This window comes from Salinispora sp. H7-4 (genome assembly GCF_013416675.1).
GTDB lineage: Bacteria > Actinomycetota > Actinomycetes > Mycobacteriales > Micromonosporaceae > Micromonospora > Micromonospora vitiensis.
Genome location: NZ_JABZED010000003.1, coordinates 472,011 through 493,651, shown reverse-complemented (window position 1 = coordinate 493,651; position 21,641 = coordinate 472,011). Strand labels below are relative to the sequence as shown.

Below are 21,641 nucleotides of genomic sequence, written 5' to 3'. Positions count from 1 at the left end.
ACTGATGGTCGTACCCCTGGGTAGGCTGCCGGCATGACTGCCAAGGTGACCCTGTCGCTCGCCGACGAGACGATCGAGCAGGCCCGGTGGTTCGCCCGCCGCGAGGGGCTCTCCCTGTCCGCCTGGATGGACCAGGCCGCCCGGGAGAAGACGCTGCGGGCGGTCTTCTCCGCCCACGCCGACGCGGTCAGCCGTGCCGGTCTCGACTGGGAAACCCCCGCGCTCGCTGACGCCCACGAGGTGGGGCTGGTCAACGACCTGCTCCGCGGTGGCCGTCCGCGTGCTGCATAGGGGCGAGGTCTGGCGGATCTCGGGGGCCCGGGAACGGCTGGGGCTGGTCGTCAGCTCCGACGTCTACAACTCCACCGCGGTACCGATCGTGATCGTGGCGGAGGTGGTGGAGACGGCGCTGCTGCGGGACTCCCCCCTCGCGGTGTCGATGGGCGAGCGGGTGGTGATGCCGGACCGGCTCTCCTCGCCGATGAAGCAGTGGTTCTCCGAGTGTGTGGACGTGGCCGACCACGAGGTCATGCGTCGGGTCGACCGGGCGCTGCGCATCCTGCAACAGCTCTGAGCCACCCGCCGGTCGCCCTGTGGACCGGGAGCGCTCCTCACCGGCCGGTGTCCAGCTCGGTGCGCGCACCGTTGCCTCCCCGAATCCGGCGACGAACGCTGCGGTAACGCCGGCTTCCTAGGTTCCAGCCGGGCCCGCTCGACACCGAACAACCGGTGCGGCCGGCGGGCCAGGACGGCCCGGCCGGAAGGAGCGCCTGATGACGACGAGCGTGCCCGCGACGACCACCGCGGAGGAGGTCGACCTGCACCGCGGCCGGGGCCGCTGGATCGGCCACTGGGATCCGGAGGACGAGCGCTTCTGGCAGACCGTCGGCCGGGCTGTCGCCCGGCGCAATCTCATCTATTCGATCTTCGCCGAGCACATCGGGTTCTCCGTCTGGCTGCTCTGGAGCATCGTGGTGGTCCGGCTGGGCGATGTCGGCTGGACGCTCACCACCAGCCAGGCGCTCTGGCTGACCGCCGTGCCCAGCGGCGTCGGCGCGTTGTTACGACTGCCGTACACCTTCGCGGTGCCGATCTTCGGTGGGCGGAACTGGACCGTGATCTCCGCCCTGCTGCTGATCATTCCGGCTGCCGGGTTGGCCTGGGCGGTGCAGCACCCGGAGATCGGCTTCGTGCCGCTGCTGCTGATCGCGGCCACGGCCGGGTTCGGCGGCGGGAACTTCGCCTCCAGCATGGCGAACATCTCGTTCTTCTACCCGGAGCGGGAGAAGGGGTGGGCACTTGGGCTGAATGCGGCGGGCGGCAACATCGGGGTCGCCGTCGTGCAGTTCCTGGTGCCGCAGGTGATCGTGCTCGGCGGTGGCCTCGCGCTGGCCCGGGCCGGTCTGATGTACCTCCCACTCGCGGTGATCGCGGCGGTCTGTGCCTACCTGTTCATGGACAACCTGGTCGAGGCCAAGGCGGACGTGGGGCCGGTCTGGTCTTCGCTGCGGGACCGGAACACCTGGATCATGTCGCTGCTGTACGTCGGCACGTTCGGCTCCTTCATCGGCTACTCGGCGGCCTTCCCGACGCTGCTCAACGGGGTCTTCGGCCGGCCCGACATCGCGCTGTCCTGGGCGTTCCTCGGTGCGGCGGTGGGCTCACTCTGCCGGCCCTTCGGTGGTCGTCTCGCCGATGCCATCGGTGGCGCCCGGGTCACCGTGGCCAGCTTCGTGTTGATGACCGGCGGTGCGTACCTGGCGCTGTGGTCGGTACGGGAGCGGTGGCTGGAGCTCTTCTTCCTGGCCTTCATGCTGTTGTTCGTGGCCACCGGGGTTGGCAACGGATCGACGTACCGGATGATCTCGCGGATCTTCCAGGTGCGGGGGGAGGAACTCGGCGGTTCGCCGGAGATCATGCGGGCCATGCGCCGGCAGGCGGCCGGGGCGCTCGGGATCATCTCCGCGATCGGCGCCTTCGGCGGCTTCCTGGTCCCGATCTGCTACGCGTGGGCGAAGTCGGCGTACGGCAGCATCCAGCCCGCGCTGTGGTTCTATGTCGGCTTCTTCCTGCTGTTGACCGTGCTGACGTGGGCGGTGTACCTGCGCCCGGGGGCCCGGCTGGCCTCGGCTCGGGTGTGATTTCGATCATCGTCGACCGGTGCCGTGGGTGGGAAACCGGCCGGCCCCGGCCCGGCCCGCCGGGCCGGCCGGACCCCGTTTTGCCGGCTGGCCCGGCGTTGGGTATCGTTACCTGCTGTTGTGCGACATCTAGGGGCGTGCCGTCTGAGGTGCGCTTGGTCGTTCGTGCGCGCTGGCTCGGCCGAAAGTCATGGTCACCCGGTGCGCAGGCCCCAGACCGACGACGAGACAAGGTAAACCTGTGCGTACGTACAGCCCGAAGCCGGGTGAGATCGAGCGTCAGTGGCACGTTATCGACGCCTCTGATGTCGTGCTGGGCCGCTTGGCCACCCATGCCGCCACGCTGCTGCGCGGCAAGCACAAGCCGACTTTCGCGCCGCACGTCGACACGGGCGACTTTGTCGTCATCGTGAACGCCGGCAAGGTCGCGCTGACCGGTAACAAGCGGCAGCAGAAAATCGCCTACCGGCACTCCGGTTACCCCGGCGGCCTCAAGCAGGTCGGTTACGACGAGCTGCTGACCAAGCGCCCCGAGCGGGCCGTTGAGCTGGCCGTGAAGGGCATGCTCCCGCACAACAAGCTGGGCCGGAAGCTGATCAAGAAGCTGAAGGTCTACGCCGGTGCCGAGCACCCGCACGGCGCGCAGCAGCCAGTGCCGTTCGAGATCAAGCAGATCGCGCAGTGAGCGCGGGCGAAGGAAGCAGCATGACCGACATCATCGCCACCGAGGTCGCCCCCGAGGCCGCCGAGGCGCTGGCGCCCGTCGTCCGCGCGCCCCTTGGTGACCGGCCGATCCAGACCGTGGGTCGCCGCAAGGAGGCCATCGTCCGGGTCCGTATCGTCCCGGGCACGGGCAAGATCACCTGCAACGGCCGCGACCTTGAGGCGTACTTCCCGAGCAAGGTGCACCAGCAGCTGATCAAGGACCCGCTGGTCACCACCGAGAAGGCGGAGCAGTTCGACGTCATCGCGAACCTGCGGGGCGGCGGCACCACCGGTCAGGCCGGTGCGCTCCGGCTGGCCATCGCCCGCGCGCTGATCACCAGCGAGCCGGACGACCGTCCGGCGCTCAAGAAGGCCGGCTTCCTGACCCGGGACGCGCGGGTCAAGGAGAGCAAGAAGTACGGCCTCAAGAAGGCCCGTAAGGCTCCTCAGTACTCGAAGCGCTGACGATCAGCTGCTCGTTGTACTTCTGACGGACGGCCGGACCGCCTCCTGCGAACGGAGGTGGTCCGGCCGTTCCCGTTTTTCACCATCGGCAGTCGCATCGGAGGTTTGGCGGGAATGGGTCGGTTGTTCGGCACGGACGGGGTACGGGGACGGGCGAACGCGGATCTCACGCCCGAGTTGGGGCTCGCGGTAGCGGTCGCCGCCGCGCACACCCTCGCCGAGGCGGACCGGAGCCACCCCCCGCTGGCCGTTGTCGGCCGGGACACCCGGGCCAGCGGCGAGATGCTGGAAGCCGCGGTGGTGGCCGGGCTGACCAGTGCCGGCGCGAACGTCGTACGGGTCGGCGTCCTGCCGACCCCGGCGGTGGCGTTCCTCACCGCGGAGGCCAAGGCCGATATCGGGGTGATGCTCTCCGCCTCGCACAATCCCATGCCGGACAACGGCATCAAGCTCTTCGCCGCCGGTGGGCACAAGCTACCGGACGAGATCGAGATGAAGATCGAGACGGCGGTCGAGACGAACGCGACGACCGCCTGGGAGCGTCCGGTCGGGGCGGGGGTCGGTCGGGTCCACGACCTGCTCGACGGTGCCGACCACTACGTGCAGCACCTGGTTGGCACCGTGCCACACCGGCTGGACGGGATCAAGGTCGTGGTGGACTGTGCCAACGGCGCCGCCGCCGAGGTGGCCCCGGCGGCGTACCGGGAGGCCGGCGCCGAGGTGGTCGCGATCCACGCGGAACCCGACGGCCTCAACATCAACGACGAGTGCGGCTCCAACCACGTGGCGGCGCTCCGGCAGGCCGTCGTCGAGCACGGCGCGCAGCTGGGCATCGCCCATGACGGCGACGCGGACCGTTGCGTGGCGGTCAGCGCCGACGGTGACGAGGTGGACGGCGACCAGGTGATGGCGATCCTCGCACTGGCGATGCGGGAGGCCGGCACGCTCACCGGCGACACCCTGGTGGCGACCGTGATGAGTAACCTCGGCCTGCGGATAGCCATGTCGCGGGAGGGGATCCGGCTGGTCGAGACGAAGGTCGGTGACCGGTACGTGTTGGCGGAGCTGCGCGCCTCCGGCCTGGCGCTCGGTGGCGAGCAGAGCGGGCACATCGTGATGCCCGCCCACGCGACCACCGGCGACGGCGTGCTGACCGGCCTGCACCTGATGTCCCGGATGGCGGGGACCGGCAAGTCCCTGGCCGAGCTGGCAGCCGTGGTTACTCCGCTGCCTCAGGTGCTGATCAACGTGCCGGTCGGTGACCGTACGGTGGGTGCGGCGGCTCCGACGGTGCGGGCCGAGGTCGCGCGGGCCGAGGCCGAGTTGGGCGAAGCCGGCCGGGTCCTGCTGCGTCCCTCGGGCACCGAGCCACTGGTCCGGGTGATGGTGGAGGCCGGTACCGAGACGACGGCGCGGGCGGTGGCCGAGCGGATCGCCGCGCAGGTCCGCACCGCCAGCCCGGTCAGCTGACCTGGTGTGGCCCCGCCGGCGACGGGTGCCGGCGGGGCCACGCTCACCAGGCCAGCTGCCGCAGCCGGGTAACGGCCTCGGCCAGGACCTCCGGGCGTTTACAGAAGGCGAACCGGACCAGCCGCCGGCCGGCCTCCGAGTCGTCGTAGAAGACCTGGGTCGGTACCGCGACCACGCCACATCGTTCCGGCAGCGCGCGACAGAACTCCACCCCGTCCCGGGCGCCGAGCGGTGTCACGTCGGCGGTGACGAAGTAGGTGCCCTCCGGTGGTCCGACCCCGAACCCGGCATCGGCGAGGCCGGTGACGAGTTGGTCCCGGCGGGCCTGCATCCCGGCCCGGAACTCGGTGAAGTACTGCTCGCCCAGGCCCAGCGCCACCGCGACCGCGGGTTGCAACGGCGCGGCGTTGACGAAGGTGAGGAACTGCTTGACCCGCAGGACCGCCGACACCAGCGACGGCGGCCCACTCGCCCAGCCGACTTTCCAGCCGGTGCAGGAGAAGGTCTTGCCGGCTGAGGAGATCCGCAGCGTCCGCGCCCGCATCCCGGGCAACGTGGCGAGAGGCACGTGGGCGGCGGCGGCATCGGTGAAGGCGAGGTGTTCGTAGACCTCGTCGGTGACCGCGTACGCGTCGTACTCGTGGCACAGCTCGGCCACCAGGGCCAGCTCGGTGGGGGTGAAGACCTTGCCGGTGGGGTTGTGCGGGGAGTTCAGCAGCACCAGCCGGGTACGCGGCCCGAACGCGGCGCGCAGCTCGTCCGGGTCGACCGCGTACCGGCTGGCTGCTCCGGGGCGCAACGTCACGGGGCGTCGACGGGCGCCGGCGAGCGCGATCGAGGCGGCGTACGAGTCGTAGTAGGGCTCGAAGCAGACCACCTCGTCGCCGGGCTCGCAGAGGCCCAGGATCGCCGCCGCGATCGCCTCGGTGGCGCCCGCGGTCACCACGATCTCGCCATCGGGGTCGTATTCCAGGCCCCAGAACCGTTGCTGGTGTGCGGCCACGGCGGCGCGGAGGGCGGGGATGCCGGGCCCGGGCGGGTACTGGTTCTGTCCGCCGCGCAGCGCCTCCGCCGCGGCCGCCAACATCTCGGGTGGACCGTCGCTGTCCGGGAAGCCCTGCCCGAGATTGACCGCCCCGGTACGGCTGGCGAGGGCGGACATCTCGGCGAAGATCGTCGTCCCGAAGGGGCGCATTCGGGCTACCAGGGCATCGACATGGGCGGTCGTCACGTCTGTCAGCCTACGGACTGTCCGTGTCGGTTCAACCCGCCGCGGTCGCCGATCGTTCTTCGTGACGCTCGGTAGCCACTCGCACCTTTCGCTCAAGGCAGATGCTTGTTTACCCGCCTTTCGAGCACTCCGGATGAGTGAAACTGGGTTAGGCTGCCACCCATGTGTGGAATCGTGGGTTACGCCGGTGCGCGGCCGGCGCTCGGCATTGTGCTCGATGGGCTGCGACGGCTGGAGTACCGCGGCTACGACTCGGCCGGCGTCGCCATCATCTGCGCGGATGAGCTGCTGGCGGAGAAGAAGGCCGGCAAGCTGGCCAACCTGGAGAAGGTCCTCGCCGAGCGGTCCGCGCGCGATCCGGAGGCCTGTGCCGCATCCCCGATCGGGATCGGGGATGGGGTCACCGGAATCGGCCACACCCGTTGGGCCACCCACGGCGGCCCCACCGACCGCAATGCCCACCCGCACCTCTCCCCGGACGGACGGGTTGCGGTGATCCACAACGGCATCATCGAGAACTTCGCGAAGCTGCGCGCCGAGTTGGAGGCCGACGGGGTCCAGTTCGGCAGCGACACCGACACCGAGTGCACCGCCCACCTGCTCGCCGGGGCCCTCGCCGACCTGCGTTCCGCCGGGCATCCGGAGGGGCCGCAGCTGCTCGCCGCCGGCATGCGGGTCGTCTGTCAGCGCCTGGAGGGCGCCTTCACCCTGCTCGCCGTGGACGCCGGTGTTCCGGGTGCGGTGGTCGGCGCGCGGCGTAACTCGCCCCTGGTCGTCGGCCGAGGCGACGGCGAGAACTACCTGGCGAGCGACGTCGCGGCGTTCATCGAGCACACCCGCGAAGCGATCGAGCTGGGTCAGGATCAGATCGTCCTGATCACCGCCGACAGCATCGAGATCACCGACTTCGCCGGCCAGCCCGCTACCGGCCGGGACTTCCACATCGACTGGGACTCCTCCGCCGCGGAGAAGGGCGGTTACGACTGGTTCATGCTCAAGGAGATCGCGGAGCAGCCGCAGGCCGTCGCCGACACGCTGCTGGGCCGGCTCACCGAGACCGGTGAGATCATGCTCGACGAGGTTCGCCTCAGCGACCAGGACCTGCGCGACGTGGACAAGATCTTCATCGTCGCCTGCGGTACCTCGTACCACGCCGGAATGGTGGCCAAGTACGCGATCGAGCACTGGACCAGGATCCCCTGCGAGGTGGAGCTGGCCAGCGAGTTTCGCTACCGCGACCCGGTGCTCGACCGGTCCACTCTCATCGTGGTGATCTCGCAGTCCGGCGAGACGATGGACACCCTGATGGCGCTGCGGCACGCCAAGGACCAGAAGGCGCGCGTCCTGGCGATCTGCAACACCAACGGCTCCACCATTCCGCGGGAGTCCGACGCGGTCCTCTACACCCACGGTGGGCCGGAGGTCGCGGTCGCCTCCACCAAGGCGTTCCTGACCCAGCTCGTCGCCTGCTACCTGATCGGCCTGCACCTGGCCCAGGTGCGCGGGATCAAGTTCGCCGACGAGGTCGCCGCGGTGGTGTCCCAGCTGCAGGACGTTCCGGGCAAGCTGCGCGAGTTGCTGGGGCGGATCGAGCCGGTACGCGAGCTGGCCCGGGAGCTGAAGTCCGAGTCGACCGTGCTCTTCGTCGGTCGGCACGTCGGTTACCCGGTAGCCCTGGAGGGCGCCCTGAAGCTCAAGGAACTGGCGTACATGCACGCCGAGGGCTTCGCCGCGGGCGAGCTGAAGCACGGACCGATCTCGCTCATTGACGAGGGCACGCCGGTGATCTGCATCGTGCCGTCGCCGATCGGTCGCGGCATGCTGCACGACAAGATCGTCTCCAATATCCAGGAGGTGCGGGCCCGGGGTGCCCGGACCATCGTGATCGCGGAGGAGGGGGACGAGTCCGTCGTCCGGTACGCCGACCACCTGGTCTACGTGCCGCGTACGCCGACCCTGCTCGCGCCGCTGGTGACCACCGTGTCGTTGCAGGTTTTCGCCGCGGAGATCGCCGCCGCCCGGGGCCACGATGTTGACCAGCCCCGCAACCTGGCGAAGTCCGTCACCGTCGAGTGAGTACCGGGGGTCGCCGGGAATGCGGTGGGCCCGCCGGCCGACGTGGCCATGCACCGCGGCCCGGTGGGGTGTCGCGAGTGGCGGCAACGGCAGCATGCGCGGGGAACCGCGCCGGTAGGGTGGGCGCATGATCGTCGGGGTCGGCATCGACGTGGTCCTGGTGGAGCGGTTCGCGCGTGCGCTGACCCGGACGCCGCTGCTCGCCGACCGGCTCTTCACCGAAGCCGAGCGGTACACCAGTTCTGGAAACGCCCGTTCGCCCGAGTCGCTCGCCGCCCGCTTCGCGGCGAAGGAGGCGGTGGCCAAGGCGCTCGGTGCGCCGAGCGGGCTGAGCTGGCATGACTGCGAGATCGTGCCGGATCCGGATGGCCGGCCGTGGTTGACCGTCTCCGGCACGGTCGCGGCGGCGGCAGTCGAGCGGGGGGCCAACCGGTGGCACCTGTCGCTGTCGCACGACGGGGGCATCGCGTCGGCCATGGTGGTCGCGGAACGCTGATCGGTGGCGTGCCCGGCGTCGGGTCGGGCACGGGGACGGAGTGGGATGAGACCGGTGTGGCGGGTGGCGGACATACGCGCCGCTGAGGCGGGCTTGCTGGCGACGCTCCCGCCCGGGACGCTGATGCAGCGGGCCGCCGCGGGGCTCGCCCGCCGCTGTGCGCTGCTCCTCGCCGACCGGGGTGGTGTCTACGGCGCCCCGGTGCTGCTGCTGGTTGGCTCGGGCGACAACGGCGGCGACACGCTCTTCGCCGGCGCCCGGCTGGCCCGGCGCGGGGCGGCGGTGTCGGCCCTGTTGCTGACTCCCGGCCGGGCGCACGCCGAGGCGTTGGCGGCGTTCCGGGCCGCCGGCGGCCGGCTGGTTGACCGCCCGCCGGCCCGGGTGGACCTGGTGCTCGACGGCATCGTCGGGATCGGTGGCAGCGGTGGGCTCCGGGCACCGGCGGCGCAGCTCGCGGCGGGCCTCGCGCAGTGTCGCGGGCGGTCCGGTGGCCGGGCGACAGTGGTCGCGGTGGACGTGCCGAGTGGGGTCTCGGTCGACACCGGGCAGGTGCCGCTGACCGCGGCTGGTCAGCCGTCGGCGATCCACGCCGACGTCACGGTGACCTTCGGCGCCCTGAAGCCGGCGCTGGTCGTGGGCGCGGCGGCGCCGTTGGCCGGCCAGGTGGAGTTGGTCGACATCGGGCTGGAGCCCTGGCTGCGTGGCACTGCGGCGCTGCAGGTCACCGAGGGGGCGGATGTGACCGACTGGTGGCCCCGACCCGGACCGGCGGCCGAGAAGTACAGCCGGGGCGTGGTCGGTCTCGCCACCGGCTCGGCCGGCTACCCCGGCGCGGCGGTGCTCTCGGTGGCCGGTGCGTTGGCCGGCCCGACCGGCCTGGTCCGCTACGCCGGCAGCGCCCGGGCGGAGGTGTTGCGCCAACACCCGTCGGTGATCGCCACCGACCGGGTCGCCGAGGCCGGTCGGGTGCAGGCGTGGGTGTGCGGTTCCGGGCTGGGTACCGGTGACGAGGCGGCGGGTGAGCTGCGGGCGGTGCTCGCGGCACCGGTGCCGGTGGTGCTCGACGCGGACGCGTTGACCCTGATCGCTGCGGGCTCCCTCGCCGACCAATTCCGGGGTCGGGACGCCCCGGTCGTGGTCACCCCGCATGACCGGGAGTTCGCCCGGCTCGCCGGTGGGGCTCCGGGCGACGACCGGGTCGCTGCCGCGTTGCACCTGGCTGCCCGGCTGAACGCCGTGGTGTTACTCAAGGGCGACCGGACGGTGATCGGCACGCCCGACGGCCGGGCCTATGTCAACCAGACCGGGACCGCGGCCCTGGCCACCGGCGGTACCGGCGACGTGCTGGCCGGGCTGCTCGGCTCGTTGCTGGCCGCGGGGCTCGCACCGGAGCGGGCTGCCGCCGCGGCGGCCTACCTGCACGGGCTCGCCGGCCGGGAGGCGGCGCGGGGCGGCCCGGTGGCCTCGCCCGATGTCGCCGTCGCCCTGCGCCCGGTGCTGGCCGGGCTCGGGTGGATCGGTGGATCGACCTGGGCCGGGGCCAATTCCTGATCAACTCAGTAGGCTGGGGGCATGTGGCAGGCCGAGGTACGCGTCGACCTTGACGCGATCCGTGAGAACGTGAGTTGGTTGCGCTCCGGTAGCGCCGCCGAGTTGATGGCGGTGGTCAAGGGGGACGGGTACGGCCATGGCATGGTCCCGGCCGCCCACGCCGCGCTGGATGGTGGTGCCGACTGGCTCGGTGTCTGCACCCTCGACGAGGCGCTCACCCTGCGCCGGGCTGGGATCACCGTGCCGATCCTGGCCTGGCTGCTCGCGCCGGGCCTGCCGTTGCACGAAGGGGTGCTGGCCGGTATTGATCTCGGCGCGGCCAGCGTGCCGCAGCTCGACGAGATGGTCGAGGCGGGCCGGGTGGCCGGGCGTCCCGCCCGGCTGCACCTCAAGATCGACACTGGGCTGTCCCGGGGTGGCGCGACCGTCTCGCAGTGGCCGGAGCTGCTCGATGCCGCGGCGAAGGCGCAGGCTGACGGCGCGGTCGAGGTGGTGGGGGTGTGGAGCCACTTCGTGTACGCCGACGCTCCCGGACACCCGACCACCGACCGGCAGCTTGCCGTCTTCCACGAGGGGTTGAGCATGGTGGAGCAGGCGGGGCTACGCCCGCGCTACCGCCATCTGGCCAACTCGGCGGCCACGCTGACCCGGCCGGACGCCCACTTTGACCTGGTCCGTCCCGGGCTGGCCGTCTACGGGCTCTCGCCGGTGGCCGGAGAGCGATTCGGCCTGCGACCGGCGATGACCGCCCGGGCCCGCGTCATGCTCACCAAGCAGGTCCCGGCGGGGTCCGGGGTCTCCTACGGCCACACGTACACCACCGAACGGGCGAGCAACCTCGCCGTGATTCCACTCGGGTACGCCGACGGGGTCCCCCGGGCCGCGTCCAACAGCGGCCCGGTGCAGCTCGGTGGCGTTCGGCGGACCATCTCCGGCCGGGTCTGCATGGACCAGTTCGTGCTCGACTGCGGCGACGATCCGGTCGCGCCGGGAGACGTGGCCACCCTCTTCGGCGCCGGCCGGAACGGGGAGCCCACCGCCGACGACTGGGCCGAGGCGGTCGGCACGATCAACTACGAGATCGTCACCCGCTTCGGCAGCACCCGGGTGCCCCGCTGCTACGACGGCGAGCGTCCGTGACGGCGTCCCGGTTCCGGGTTCCGATGCCCCGGGCCAGCCACCCCCGGGCGGCGATCGGCGCGCTGGCCGCCGTCGGTGTCGCGGCCGCCGGTCTCGTCGCCGGCGTCGCGACCGAACGCGCTCTGGTCCGTCGGCTGAAGGCCGACCCCACCGACCGGTACGCCGGCGAGGACTTCGGCGAGCGGCGGTTCGACGAGGCGTTGCGGGTGGAGATGCCGGACGGCACCGACATCCACGTGGAGGTGGTCGAGCCGACCCGGCCGGTCACCGGGAACCCCACCATCGTGCTGGTGCACGGGTTCTGCCTGGACCAGGGGACCTTCCACTTCCAGCGCAAGCTGCTCGCCGCCCGGGGTGAGCACCGGATCGTGGCGTACGACCAGCCGGGGCACGGGCGTTCCGGCCGGCTGGAAACCGGCGAGTACGACCTGACCGCACTCGGTCGGACGTTGCGCGCGGTGCTCGACCAGACCGCGCCGGAGGGCCCGCTGGTGCTGGTCGGCCACTCGATGGGTGGCATGACCATCATGGCGTTCGCGGAACTCTTCCCGGAGCTGTTCGGAGACCGGGTGGTGGGCACCGTGCTGCTGGCCACCTCCGGCGGCCTGCTCGCCGAGACCAAGCTGGTCGCCCCGGCACTGCTGGGGCGGGTCGGTCCGCCGGTGCTGCACCTGATGAGCAACGCCGCCCGCTACGGGAGCCCGGTGATCGACCGAGCGCGTCGGTCCACCTCCAACGTGGCCTGGTTGCTCACCCGCCGGTATGGCTTCGGCACCGGTCACCCCAGCCCGGCTCTGGTCTCCTACGTCGAGGAGATGAACTCCCGGACCTCCGCCGACACCGTCACCCGCTACCTGCGAACGCTCGCCACCCACTCCCGGTTTCCGGCGTTGGCGGCGCTCACCAGCGCGCCGGTGCTGGTACTGGTGGGGGAGAAAGACATGATCACCCCGGTGGCGCACTCGGAGGAGATCGTCCGCCGGCTGCCGCACGCCGAATTCGTCAAGATTCCCGACAGTGGGCATGTGGTGATGTTGGAGCACGCCGACGAGGTGAACGCGGCGTTGACCCGGTTCCTGGAGGAGCTGTGAACCCCGGAAGGCCGATCCGATTCACCCTGCCGACCGTCGCCGACACGCACGCCTTCGGCCGCCAGCTGGCCGGCCTCCTCCGGGCGGGGGACCTGCTGCTGCTGACGGGTCCCCTCGGTGCCGGCAAGACGGCCCTCACCCAGGGCATCGGTGCCGGTCTTGGGGTGGCCGGGGCGGTCACCTCCCCCACCTTCGTGATCGCGCGGGTACACCAACCCGATCCGGTTCGGGGCGGCTCGGTGCCCCTCGTGCACGCCGACGCGTACCGCCTGGGTGCTGCGAGCGACCCCCGTGCCGAGCTTGACGACCTGGACCTGGACGCGTCGGTGGACGAGGCGGTGACCGTGGTCGAGTGGGGCGAGGGGCTCGCCGAGCAGCTCGTCGCGGCGCACCTGTGGGTTCGGATCGACCGCCGGGACGACGACACCCGGTTGGTCGATCTGGAACCGGTCGGTGGCGACTGGAGTGCGCGGTTGACCGGCACGCCCGGATTCATCGACAGCTGACCCGGTCGACCGGTCCCGTACGGGAGGTGGGCCGTCCTGGCTGGGTTGAGGTGGCGACCCGGAGGCCGCGCCCGGTGGCGCGGGGAGGTGGCCGGTGCTGTCGGAGCCGGCGACTAGAGTGCGCGGGACGCCCCGACCGGAAAGGCCGCTGATGCCCGACGACGCACCCACCCTGGATCTGCTGGCCCTGCTGCCGTCGGGGTGGCGGTCCGTGCTCGCCCCGCAGCTCGACCCGGCCCGCACGGCTGAGCTTGCCGGTTTCGTCGCGCAGGAGTACGCCACCCAGACCGTCTTTCCGCCCGTGGCGGACCTCTTCTCGGCCTACCGGCTCTGCCCGCCGACGGAGACCCGGGTGGTGATCCTCGGCCAGGATCCCTATCACCGGGCCGGGCAGGCGCACGGGCTGAGCTTCAGCGTCCGCCCCGGGGTGCCGACGCCGCCCTCACTGCGCAACGTCTTCAAGGAGTTGGGCGCCGATCTGGGGGTGCCGCGGCCGGCCGGTGGAAATCTGGGCGGCTGGGCCGCGCAGGGTGTGCTGCTGCTCAACTCGGTGCTGACGGTCCGCGAGGCCAGCCCCGGCTCCCACGCCAACCGCGGCTGGGAGGAGTTCACCAACGCGACGATTCGGGCGTTGAACGCGGTGCAGCACCGGGTGGTCTTCTTGCTCTGGGGCGGTTATGCCCGGAAGAAGGCGGTGTTGGTGACAAATCCGAGCCACGTGGTGCTGGAGGCGGGACACCCCAGCCCGATGAACCCGCGGGGGTTCCTGGGCAGCCGCCCGTTCAGCGCGGCCAACAAGGCGCTCGCCGACGCCGGTCTGCCGACGATCGACTGGGAACGCGCCGCCGCCTGATCACTCTGCCGGGGTGGGGCCGGGCCCGACAGCCGGGCGGCTAGGCTGGTTCACCGTGCTCGTACTGGTGGTGGACAGCTCGACTCCCGCGGTGATCGCCGCGCTGGTGCAGGTCACGGCGGCCGGCGTCGAGGTGCGGGCGCAGCGCTGCGCCGTCGACGCCCGAGCACACGGTGAGCTGCTCGCCCCACAGGTTGACGCGGTCCTGGCCGACGTCGGTGTGCGCCCCTCCGCTCTCGGTGCGATCGTCGCCGGCCTCGGGCCGGGCCCGTTCACCGGGCTGCGGGTGGGGCTGGTCACCGCTGCCACGATGGGGCAGGCGCTCGGCGTGCCGACCTACGGGGTCTGTTCACTGGACGCCATCGGCTTCCCGGCCGCCGCCGGTGAGCCGGTCCTGGCGGCGACCGATGCGCGCCGCCGGGAAATCTACTGGGCGGTGTACGACGGGGCCGGCCAACGGATCGTCGGCCCCGAGGTCTCCGCTCCGCCGGTCGCCGCCGCCCGCGCCCGTGACCTGGCGGTTGTCGCCGCGGTCGGCGACGGCGCGCACCGGTACGCGCCGACGCTGGAGGTGCCGGTCGGCGACGAGCCCCGCTACCCGATGCCGGTGGCCCTGGCGCAGCTCGCGGCGGAGCGGATCGCCGCCGGTGCCCCCGGTGAGCCGCTCACCCCGCTCTACCTGCGCCGCCCGGACGCGGTCGCGGCGGCGGGCCGCAAGTCGGTCCTGCCGTGAGTAGGGAAGCGAACCCGGGCGGCGAACCGGGTGGCGGGGGGAGTGGCCTCCACCTGGAGCGGTTCCGCTGGTGGCATATCGCCGAGGTGTTGCCGATCGAGGCGGACCTCTTCGGTGTCGAGCAGTGGTCCTCCGCGATGTTCTGGAACGAACTCGCCAACGGGCACCACTACCTGGTGGCGACCGAGGGGGGAGCCCTGCTCGGCTACGCGGGACTCACCGCTGTCGCCGGCGAGGAGGCGTGGGTGCAGAACATCGCCGTCTGCCGGTCCGCGCAGCGGCGCGGGGTCGGGCGGCTGCTGTTGCGCGCGTTGTTGGCCGAGGCGGCGCGACTGCGGGTGCAGGCCACCCTGCTGGAGGTGGCCGCGGACAACGCCCCGGCGCAGAAGCTTTACGCGGCGCATGGCTTCGAGGCGATCGGAGTGCGGCGCGGGTACTACCAGCCGCGCAACACCGATGCGTTGGTCATGCGCCGGGACGAGGAGTTGACCGATGGCTGACGAACCCCTGGTCCTGGGGATCGAGACGTCCTGCGACGAGACCGGGGTCGGTGTTGTCCGGGGCCACACCCTGCTCGCCGACGCGTTGGCCAGCAGCGTCGAGCAGCACGCCCGGTTCGGCGGCGTGGTGCCGGAGGTGGCCAGCCGGGCCCACCTGGAGGCGATCGTCCCGACGATGAACCGGGCGCTGACGGAGGCGGGGGTGACGCTCGCTGACATCGACGCCATCGCGGTAACCTCCGGCCCCGGTCTGGCCGGGGCGCTGCTGGTCGGGGTCGCCGCGGCCAAGGGGTACGCGGTCGCCGCCGACAAGCCGGTGTACGGCGTGAACCACCTGGCCGCGCACGTCGCCGTGGACACCCTGGAACACGGGCCGCTGCCCGAGCCGGCGATCGCCCTGCTGGTCTCGGGCGGGCACTCGTCGCTGCTGCTCGTTGACAACCTGGCCCAGGGTGTCACCCCGCTCGGCGCCACGATCGACGACGCGGCCGGCGAGGCGTTCGACAAGGTCGCCCGCCTCCTCGGGCTGCCCTTCCCCGGTGGCCCGTACATCGATCGCGAGGCCCGCGCCGGTGACCCGGCCGCCATCGCGTTCCCCCGCGGGTTGACCGCGGCCAAGGACCTGGCAGCGCACCGCTACGACTTCTCCTTCTCCGGGTTGAAGACCGCGGTGGCGCGTTGGGTGGAGCGTCGGCAGCGGGCCGGCGAGCCCATCCCGGTCGCCGATGTCGCCGCCTCCTTCCAGGAGGCGGTTTGCGACGTGCTGATCGGGAAGGCACTGGATGCCTGCCGGTCGAGCGGGGTGCAGACCCTGGTGATCGGGGGCGGAGTGGCGGCCAACTCGCGGCTGCGGGCGATGGCCGAGCAGCGCGCGGCGAAGTACGACATTCGGGTGCGAACGCCCCGCCCGACGTTGTGTACGGACAACGGCGCGATGGTCGCCGCGCTCGGCTCACACCTGGTCGCCGCCGGTGTCGCGCCGAGCCGCCTGGACCTGCCCGCCGATTCGGCGATGCCACTGACGACAGTCAGTGTTACCGGGGAGGAGTAGACATGATCGTGCGGATGTGGGAGGTACGGGCTGAGCCGTACGGGATGGCCGACCTGATCACCTGGGTGTGCGAGACCGCCCTGCCGGAGTTTGAACACGACCCGTTGCACGTGTCGAGCGAGGTCTTCTCCTCCACCGATGACCGGGTCGTGGTGATCTCGAAGTGGCGGGGCAACCCCCGTCCGCTGCCCGAGGCGCCGGTGACCCTGGTCGCGCGTCCCCCGTACTCCTGGGACTTCACGCCGGTCGATCGCTGACCCCCGCGCCGATCAGTCCACCCGGGGGACGGGGTTCAGTTGACGTCGAGCGGGTCGGCGAGGAGCCGTTCGAAGGCGAGTTCGGCCGCGCCGATCAGGGCGGCGTCGTCGCCGAGTTCGGGGGTGCGCAGCCGGACGTGTTCCACACAGGCGGGCAGGGCGCTGGCGTTGAGCCGGCTGCGCACCTGGGCGGCGGCGGCCAGGTAGAGGTCCCGCATGGCACCGCCGAAGATGACCAACTCCGGGTTGAAGATGTTGACGAGGTTGGCCACGCCGAAGCCGAGCCAGTCGCCGGCGGTGCGGACCGCGGTCTGGGCTCGGGCGTCGCCCCGGTCGGCGGCCTCGAAGACGGCCAGCAGCGCGTCCCGGCCCTGGGTGTCGGAGCGGCCGGCGGCCTGCAGCAGCCCGTGTTCGCCGATCTCCGTCTCCCAGCAGCCGCGTGACCCACACTCGCAGCGGGTGCCGTCCCGCCGGACCACCATGTGTCCGACCTCGCCGCCGTAGCCGCCGTGTCCGGTCAGCCGACGCCCACCGGTGATGATGCCGGCGCCGACGCCGACATCGCCGTACAGATAGATCAGGTTGTCGCAGCCGGTGGCGGCGCCGCGGGTGTGTTCGGCGAAGGCCGCCATGTCGGCGACGTTGCCGACGACGACCGGAACGTCCGGCCCCAGCTCGGCGCCGATCGCCGCACCGATCGGCTCGTCCACCCAGCCCAGCGTGGGGCCGAGCCGGACCAGTCCGTCGTCCCGACGGACCAGGCCGCAGACGGCGACGCCCGCGCCGACGCAGATCGCGTCGGCGGGCACGGACTCTTGCATCTCCCGCGCCGCCCGGGCCAGCAACGGCGCGGCCTCGGCGGCGGTGATGCCGCGCGGACGCGCCAGTTCCCGCCGGTCGAGCACCCCGCCGCCGAGCCCGATCCGCGCGGCCCGCAGCCGGTCCACCTCGATGCTGTACGCGTACGCGTGCACCCGGGCCGACTCGGGCCGGACGACCAGCGACGGTCGTCCGGCCCGGCCGGTCTCCTTCGGCGCACCCTCGCTCACCAGGCCGGCGGCGGCGAGGTCGGTGGTGAGTGCGCCGATGGTGCTGCGGTTCAGCCCCAGCGTGGTGGTCAGCTCGGCCCGGGACGTCGCCCCGTGCATGTGGACGTACCGCAGCAGCGCTCCGAGGTTCTGCCGACGGATCTCGTCCTGGCTCGGTCCTGCGCGCATTGCGACGTACTGCTCCTCAGTGCGGTGGCGGGGCGGCGTCGGTGGCCTGGTCGGGCCGGCCCGGTCAGCGGCCGCCGCTGGCGGCGGCCCGGCGCCGGGACAGCGCGTCCACACTGGCGGCGAGGAGTAGGACCACCCCGGTTACCACGTACTTGACCCCTGAGCTGTAGCCCATCAGACCCATCCCATTGTCGATCACCGCGACGACCGCACCGCCGAGCACCGCGTCGAGGACCCGACCCTTGCCACCGAAGAGGCTGGTGCCACCGATCACCGCCGCGCCGACGGCGTAGAGCAGTACGTTACTGCCACCGGTGTTCGGGTCGACCGAGTTGGCCCGGCTGGCGGCGACAATGCCGCCGATCGCGGCCATCGCGGAGCAGATCACGAAGACGGAGATACGGATCCGGTCGACGTTGATCCCGGCTCGGCGGGCTGCTTCCTTGTTGCCGCCGACCGCGTAGATGTGCCGGCCGTAGCTGGTGCGCTGCAGTACGAAGGTCCCGGTGATCAGCAGTACCGCGATCAGTGGCACCACGATCGGTACGCCCTTGAGTGAATTGATCAGGACGTTGAAGCTGCGTTCCTGGTTGAGGAGGTAGACCGTCGTGCCGAGTACGGCGGCCAGCCCGACGACCCGGGCGAGGACCACGGTGCGTGGGTCGGTGACCAGGCCCCGGGCCGCACGGTTGCGGTACCGCATCGTCTGGACCGCGGCGTAGCCGGCGACGGCGAGCCCGGCCAGGGCCCAGCCGAGAGCCGGTGGCAGGTTGCGGTTCGCGATCGCCACCAGCACCGGGTCGCGGACCGAGATGTTCCTGCCCTCCTCCATCAGCAGCAGCACGATGCCCTGGAAGGCCAGGAAGCCGGCGAGGGTGACCACGAAGGACGGAATACCGATCTTCGCGACCAGCATACCGAGCACGCTGCCGATCAACACTCCGGTGAGAACAGCGGCGAGCACCGCGACGTACCACGGGTAGCCGAGGACCGTGACCACGTTGGCCAGCACCGCGGCACAGACGCCGCTGGCGAAGCCGGCGGAGAGATCGATCTCGCCGAGCAGCAGGACGAAGACCAGCCCCATGGCGATCAGCGTGACCGCTGCCCCCTGGGTGAACAGGTTGGCGAAGTTGGCGGTGGTGAGGAACGACGGCCGCATGATCGCGAAGACGGTGCAGAGCACGATCAGGCCGAGGACGGCGGGTAGGGCACCGATCTCCCCGCCGCGTACCCGGCTGAGGTAGCCGCGCACGTGGCCGGTGAGGGTGGGTACGGCGGCGGGGGTGGCCACGGATTCCTGGTCGGGGAGGGCGGTGCTGGTCATCGGGCGGCTCCCGGGGCGGCGGCGGGCTCCCCGCCGGTGTCGTTCGATCCGTTGCCCGCGTTGAGCCCGAGCGCACCGGAGCGGCCGGCGGTGATCAGCTCAACGATCTGGGCGTGGGTGATGTCGGTGGTCTTCACCTGGGCGACCATCTGGCCCAGGTAGAGCGCGGCGATCCGGTCGGAGACGGCGAAGACATCGTTCATGTTGTGGGAGATGAGTACGACCGCGAGGCCGTTGTCGGCCAGCCGGCGAACCAACTCCAGCACCTGTGCGGTCTGCGCGACCCCGAGCGCGGCGGTCGGCTCGTCTAGGATGACGACCTTGCTGTTCCAGAGCACCGCCTTGGCGATCGCCACGGTCTGCCGTTGGCCTCCGGAGAGGCTGGAAACCTGCTGGCGGAGCGACTTGACGGTGCGGACGGAGAGCCCGGCGAGCGTGTCCGCCGCCATCTGCTCCATGGTCGGCTCGTCGAGCACGAGGCCGTGCCGCTTCTCCCGGCCGAGGAACATGTTCTGCACGATGTCGAGGTTGTCGCAGAGCGCGAGGTCCTGGTAGACGACCTCGATGCCGAGTGCGGCGGCGTCGCGGGGGTTGTGGATGCTCACCGGGTGGCCGTTGAAGAGGAACTCGCCAGCGTCGGTCGGGTAGATGCCGCTGATGCACTTGACCAGGGTGGACTTACCGGCGCCGTTGTCGCCGACCAGCGCGGTCACCTGTCCGGGAAAGGCGGAGAGAGCGACATCACGCAGGACCTGGACGGGACCGAAGCTCTTGTCGATCCCGCGCAGCTCCAGCAGGGGGGTCGCGGACACGGGGACTCCTTAACGCACGTGAGGGGAGATCGTCGTACCACCGGATGCGGCGACACATCGCCCGGCACGGGGTGGCCCGTGCCGGGCGACGCCGCCGCGGCGAAGGTCAGCTGATGCCGGCGCTCGCGCAGAGTTCGGCGTACGCGTCGGTGCAGACCTCGTCCTTGGTCACGAAGCCGTCGGCGATGACGTCCTTGACGCTCTCCTTGTAGATCGCCTGGGGGGTGAGCAGCACGGCGGGCACATCCCGGCCGCTCTCCGGGTCCGTGACGGTCTGGCCGGTCTCCTTCCGCTCCCCCTTGGCCAGCGAGATGGCCAGTTCGGCGGCGGCCTGGGCCTCCTGCTTGATCGCCTTGTAGACGGTCATGCACTGGTCACCGGCGAGGATGTTCTGTAGGCCCTGCGGGGTGGCGTCCTGGCCGGTGACCGGGACCTTGCCGTTGAGCTTGTTCTTCTTCAGCACCGAGATGGCGGCGTTGCCGAGCCCGTCGTTCGCCGCGAGCACTCCGTCGATCTTGCCGCCGGATTCGGTGAGCTGCTGCTCGAAGATGGTGGCGGCCTGCGCGTTGTCCCAGTCCGGTACGGAGTCGTCCGCGACCTGCTGGTACTCGCCGGCGTCGAACTTCGGCTTGAGGACCGAGTCGTAGCCGTTCTTGAACAGGGTGGCGTTGTTGTCGGTCGGCGCGCCGTTCAGGTACACGATCGAGGGGTTCTGCACGCCGCCGTCGGTGAGGCACTTGATCAGGCCTTCGCCCTGGAGCTTGCCGACGGCCTCGTTGTCGAAGCTGACGTAGTACTCCGCCGAGCCGCCGAGGGTGAGGCGGTCGTAGTCGATGGTGGCGACCCCCTGCGACTTGGCCTTGTCCAGGACGGCCTTGCCGGTGCCGGAGTCCAGGTTGACGATCATCAGGGCGGTGACCCCCTGGGTGATCATCTGGTCCGCGATGGTCTGGAACTGGGTCTTGTCACCCTGCGCGTTCTGGATGTCGGCCTCGACGCCGGCCTCCTTGAAGGCCTCCTCCAGAAACTTGCGGTCCGCGCCCTCCCAGCGGGCGGAGGACTTGCTGTCCGGGAGGATCACGCCGACCTTGGGGGTCTTGCCGGCCGACTCCTCGTCGGAGTTGTCGCCACAGGCCGCCATGCTGCCGGTGGCCAGGAGGCCGACGGTGGCAGCGGCGAGGAAACCCTTGCGCATCTGCAGGGTCCTTTCCAGGTGGGGGATTGGGGGATGGTTTGTTGTGCCCGGCAACCTATTCCGCGATCCCTGGACGACACAAGAGTGGCGAGGTCATGAGTTTGTTGCCGGCAGTAACAATTCGGCAACGTCGTGGTCTTGGGCTGTGCCGGGGCCCGGTCCGCCGTGTCCTTGCCTGGCGAGGTCACCGGCACGGGGTCACTTCGGGTGTTCGCGCCCCAGAATCGCCTCGACACCGGCGGTGTAGACCTCGGCCGGTACCGCCTCGGGGTCCAGTAGACGTTGGAGGCCAACACCGATGTCGAGCGCCAGGAGCAGGGTGGCCAGCTGGTCGGCGGGGAGGGGGAGGTCGGCACCGGTCAGGGTGGCGGCGTCCTGGGCGTTGACTTCGCGGGCGGTCCGGAGCCACTGGGCCAGGAGCGCTCGGGTGGGTTCGTTACGCATGCCGTGGAGCCAGAACTCGATGAGCGCCAGCGCGAAGCGGCGCGTCTCCGCGCGATCCGCGTTGGACTCGAAGCTGTCGCCGAGGCGAGCCGCCCAGGTGGCCAGGGACTGGATCGGGTGCGGTTCTTCGTGGCTGCCGACCTTGCGCTCCAGGATCGCCGCGATGAGGTCGTTCTTGCTGCTGAAGTTCGCGTAGATGGCGCCCTTGGTCAGGCCGACGGAGGCGGCGATCTCATCCAGTGAGGTCTGGTGAATCCCGCGGTCGCCGAACCGGGCCTCCGCGGCGTCCAGTAGGCGGGCCCGAGTGAGCTCCTGTCGCTGTGCCCGGGTGAGTCGTTCCGCCATGGGTACCGAACCTACCCCATTGACATACGCTCCGG

23 protein-coding genes are annotated in these 21,641 nt (G+C 71.2%); 17 read left to right on the top strand and 6 right to left on the bottom strand.

From position 1 onward, the window contains the following. The first annotated feature begins 33 nt into the window (after positions 1–33). The 6 genes from H0524_RS04200 to glmM all read left to right on the top strand — a co-directional run bounded on the left by H0524_RS04200 (position 34) and on the right by glmM (position 4,781). Positions 34–291 (top strand): DUF6364 family protein, encoded by a 258-nt coding sequence (locus H0524_RS04200; protein WP_018222622.1) that lies wholly within the window; start codon positions 34–36, stop codon positions 289–291. Further along, entirely contained in the window at positions 269–574 is a 306-nt protein-coding gene (locus tag H0524_RS04195) for a type II toxin-antitoxin system PemK/MazF family toxin (protein WP_180197455.1), read from the top strand. The genes H0524_RS04200 and H0524_RS04195 overlap by 23 nt, the downstream gene beginning before the upstream one ends. Before the next feature lie 199 nt (positions 575–773). Beyond that, the gene (locus H0524_RS04190; protein ID WP_180197454.1) at positions 774–2,141 is read left to right on the top strand and encodes a NarK family nitrate/nitrite MFS transporter; all 1,368 of its coding nucleotides are present in this window, start codon (positions 774–776) and stop codon (positions 2,139–2,141) included. Between the two features lie 241 nt (positions 2,142–2,382). Beyond that, on the top strand, positions 2,383–2,826 hold the full coding sequence (rplM, locus tag H0524_RS04185) for a 50S ribosomal protein L13 (protein ID WP_018217015.1): 444 nt from the start codon (positions 2,383–2,385) through the stop codon (positions 2,824–2,826). A gap of 20 nt (positions 2,827–2,846) precedes the next feature. Next, positions 2,847–3,311, top strand: coding sequence for a 30S ribosomal protein S9 (gene rpsI, locus H0524_RS04180; RefSeq protein WP_180197453.1), 465 nt, complete (start codon positions 2,847–2,849; stop codon positions 3,309–3,311). A 114-nt stretch (positions 3,312–3,425) separates the two neighbouring features. Continuing rightward, positions 3,426–4,781, top strand: a complete 1,356-nt coding sequence (glmM, locus tag H0524_RS04175) for a phosphoglucosamine mutase (RefSeq protein ID WP_180197452.1) — start codon at positions 3,426–3,428, stop codon at positions 4,779–4,781. Between the two features lie 43 nt (positions 4,782–4,824). On the opposite strand, the gene H0524_RS04170 is transcribed toward glmM, so the two are convergent. Then, positions 4,825–6,012 carry a pyridoxal phosphate-dependent aminotransferase gene (locus tag H0524_RS04170; protein ID WP_180197451.1) on the bottom strand — a complete coding sequence of 396 codons (1,188 nt, stop codon included), beginning with the start codon at positions 6,010–6,012 and terminating at the stop codon, positions 4,825–4,827. Positions 6,013–6,174: 162 nt separating this feature from the next. Here H0524_RS04170 and glmS point away from each other — a divergent pair, with 162 nt between their 5' ends. The 11 genes from glmS (at position 6,175) to H0524_RS04115 (ending at position 16,266) form a co-directional block, all read left to right on the top strand. Continuing rightward, on the top strand, positions 6,175–8,088 hold the full coding sequence (gene glmS / locus H0524_RS04165) for a glutamine--fructose-6-phosphate transaminase (isomerizing) (protein ID WP_180197450.1): 1,914 nt from the start codon (positions 6,175–6,177) through the stop codon (positions 8,086–8,088). Positions 8,089–8,215: 127 nt separating this feature from the next. Continuing rightward, on the top strand, positions 8,216–8,584 hold the full coding sequence (locus tag H0524_RS04160) for a holo-ACP synthase (RefSeq protein WP_018222629.1): 369 nt from the start codon (positions 8,216–8,218) through the stop codon (positions 8,582–8,584). A 45-nt stretch (positions 8,585–8,629) separates the two neighbouring features. Further along, positions 8,630–10,135, top strand: coding sequence for an NAD(P)H-hydrate dehydratase (locus H0524_RS04155; protein ID WP_180197449.1), 1,506 nt, complete (start codon positions 8,630–8,632; stop codon positions 10,133–10,135). Positions 10,136–10,156: 21 nt separating this feature from the next. Then, on the top strand, positions 10,157–11,275 hold the full coding sequence (gene alr, locus H0524_RS04150) for an alanine racemase (protein ID WP_018726203.1): 1,119 nt from the start codon (positions 10,157–10,159) through the stop codon (positions 11,273–11,275). Next, the gene (locus H0524_RS04145) at positions 11,272–12,366 is read left to right on the top strand and encodes an alpha/beta fold hydrolase (protein ID WP_180197448.1); all 1,095 of its coding nucleotides are present in this window, start codon (positions 11,272–11,274) and stop codon (positions 12,364–12,366) included. The genes alr and H0524_RS04145 overlap by 4 nt, the downstream gene beginning before the upstream one ends. Next, a complete protein-coding gene (gene tsaE, locus H0524_RS04140; RefSeq protein ID WP_180197447.1) occupies positions 12,363–12,872 on the top strand; it encodes a tRNA (adenosine(37)-N6)-threonylcarbamoyltransferase complex ATPase subunit type 1 TsaE in 510 nt (169 codons plus the stop codon). Before H0524_RS04145 ends, tsaE begins: the two co-directional genes overlap by 4 nt. A 151-nt stretch (positions 12,873–13,023) precedes the next feature. After that, on the top strand, positions 13,024–13,725 hold the full coding sequence (ung, locus tag H0524_RS04135) for a uracil-DNA glycosylase (RefSeq protein WP_180197446.1): 702 nt from the start codon (positions 13,024–13,026) through the stop codon (positions 13,723–13,725). A 55-nt stretch (positions 13,726–13,780) separates the two neighbouring features. After that, the gene (gene tsaB / locus H0524_RS04130; protein WP_180197445.1) at positions 13,781–14,458 is read left to right on the top strand and encodes a tRNA (adenosine(37)-N6)-threonylcarbamoyltransferase complex dimerization subunit type 1 TsaB; all 678 of its coding nucleotides are present in this window, start codon (positions 13,781–13,783) and stop codon (positions 14,456–14,458) included. Then, a complete protein-coding gene (gene rimI, locus H0524_RS04125) occupies positions 14,455–14,958 on the top strand; it encodes a ribosomal protein S18-alanine N-acetyltransferase (protein WP_180197444.1) in 504 nt (167 codons plus the stop codon). The genes tsaB and rimI overlap by 4 nt, the downstream gene beginning before the upstream one ends. After that, complete coding sequence (gene tsaD, locus H0524_RS04120; RefSeq protein WP_180197443.1) at positions 14,951–16,009, top strand: tRNA (adenosine(37)-N6)-threonylcarbamoyltransferase complex transferase subunit TsaD; 1,059 nt, start codon at positions 14,951–14,953, stop codon at positions 16,007–16,009. Before rimI ends, tsaD begins: the two co-directional genes overlap by 8 nt. 2 nt (positions 16,010–16,011) lie before the next feature. Continuing rightward, entirely contained in the window at positions 16,012–16,266 is a 255-nt protein-coding gene (locus H0524_RS04115) for a hypothetical protein (RefSeq protein ID WP_180197442.1), read from the top strand. Positions 16,267–16,301: 35 nt separating this feature from the next. On the opposite strand, the gene H0524_RS04110 is transcribed toward H0524_RS04115, so the two are convergent. The 5 genes from H0524_RS04110 to H0524_RS04090 form a co-directional block, all read right to left on the bottom strand. Beyond that, entirely contained in the window at positions 16,302–17,483 is a 1,182-nt protein-coding gene (locus H0524_RS04110; protein WP_180197441.1) for an ROK family transcriptional regulator, read from the bottom strand. 64 nt (positions 17,484–17,547) lie between these two features. Then, complete coding sequence (locus H0524_RS04105; protein ID WP_018726195.1) at positions 17,548–18,810, bottom strand: sugar ABC transporter permease; 1,263 nt, start codon at positions 18,808–18,810, stop codon at positions 17,548–17,550. Then, complete coding sequence (locus H0524_RS04100; protein ID WP_018729165.1) at positions 18,807–19,622, bottom strand: ATP-binding cassette domain-containing protein; 816 nt, start codon at positions 19,620–19,622, stop codon at positions 18,807–18,809. The genes H0524_RS04105 and H0524_RS04100 overlap by 4 nt, the downstream gene beginning before the upstream one ends. A gap of 106 nt (positions 19,623–19,728) precedes the next feature. Continuing rightward, positions 19,729–20,817, bottom strand: coding sequence for a sugar ABC transporter substrate-binding protein (locus tag H0524_RS04095; RefSeq protein ID WP_180197440.1), 1,089 nt, complete (start codon positions 20,815–20,817; stop codon positions 19,729–19,731). A gap of 198 nt (positions 20,818–21,015) precedes the next feature. Further along, a complete protein-coding gene (locus H0524_RS04090; protein ID WP_180197439.1) occupies positions 21,016–21,606 on the bottom strand; it encodes a TetR/AcrR family transcriptional regulator in 591 nt (196 codons plus the stop codon). Positions 21,607–21,641 lie beyond the last annotated feature (35 nt).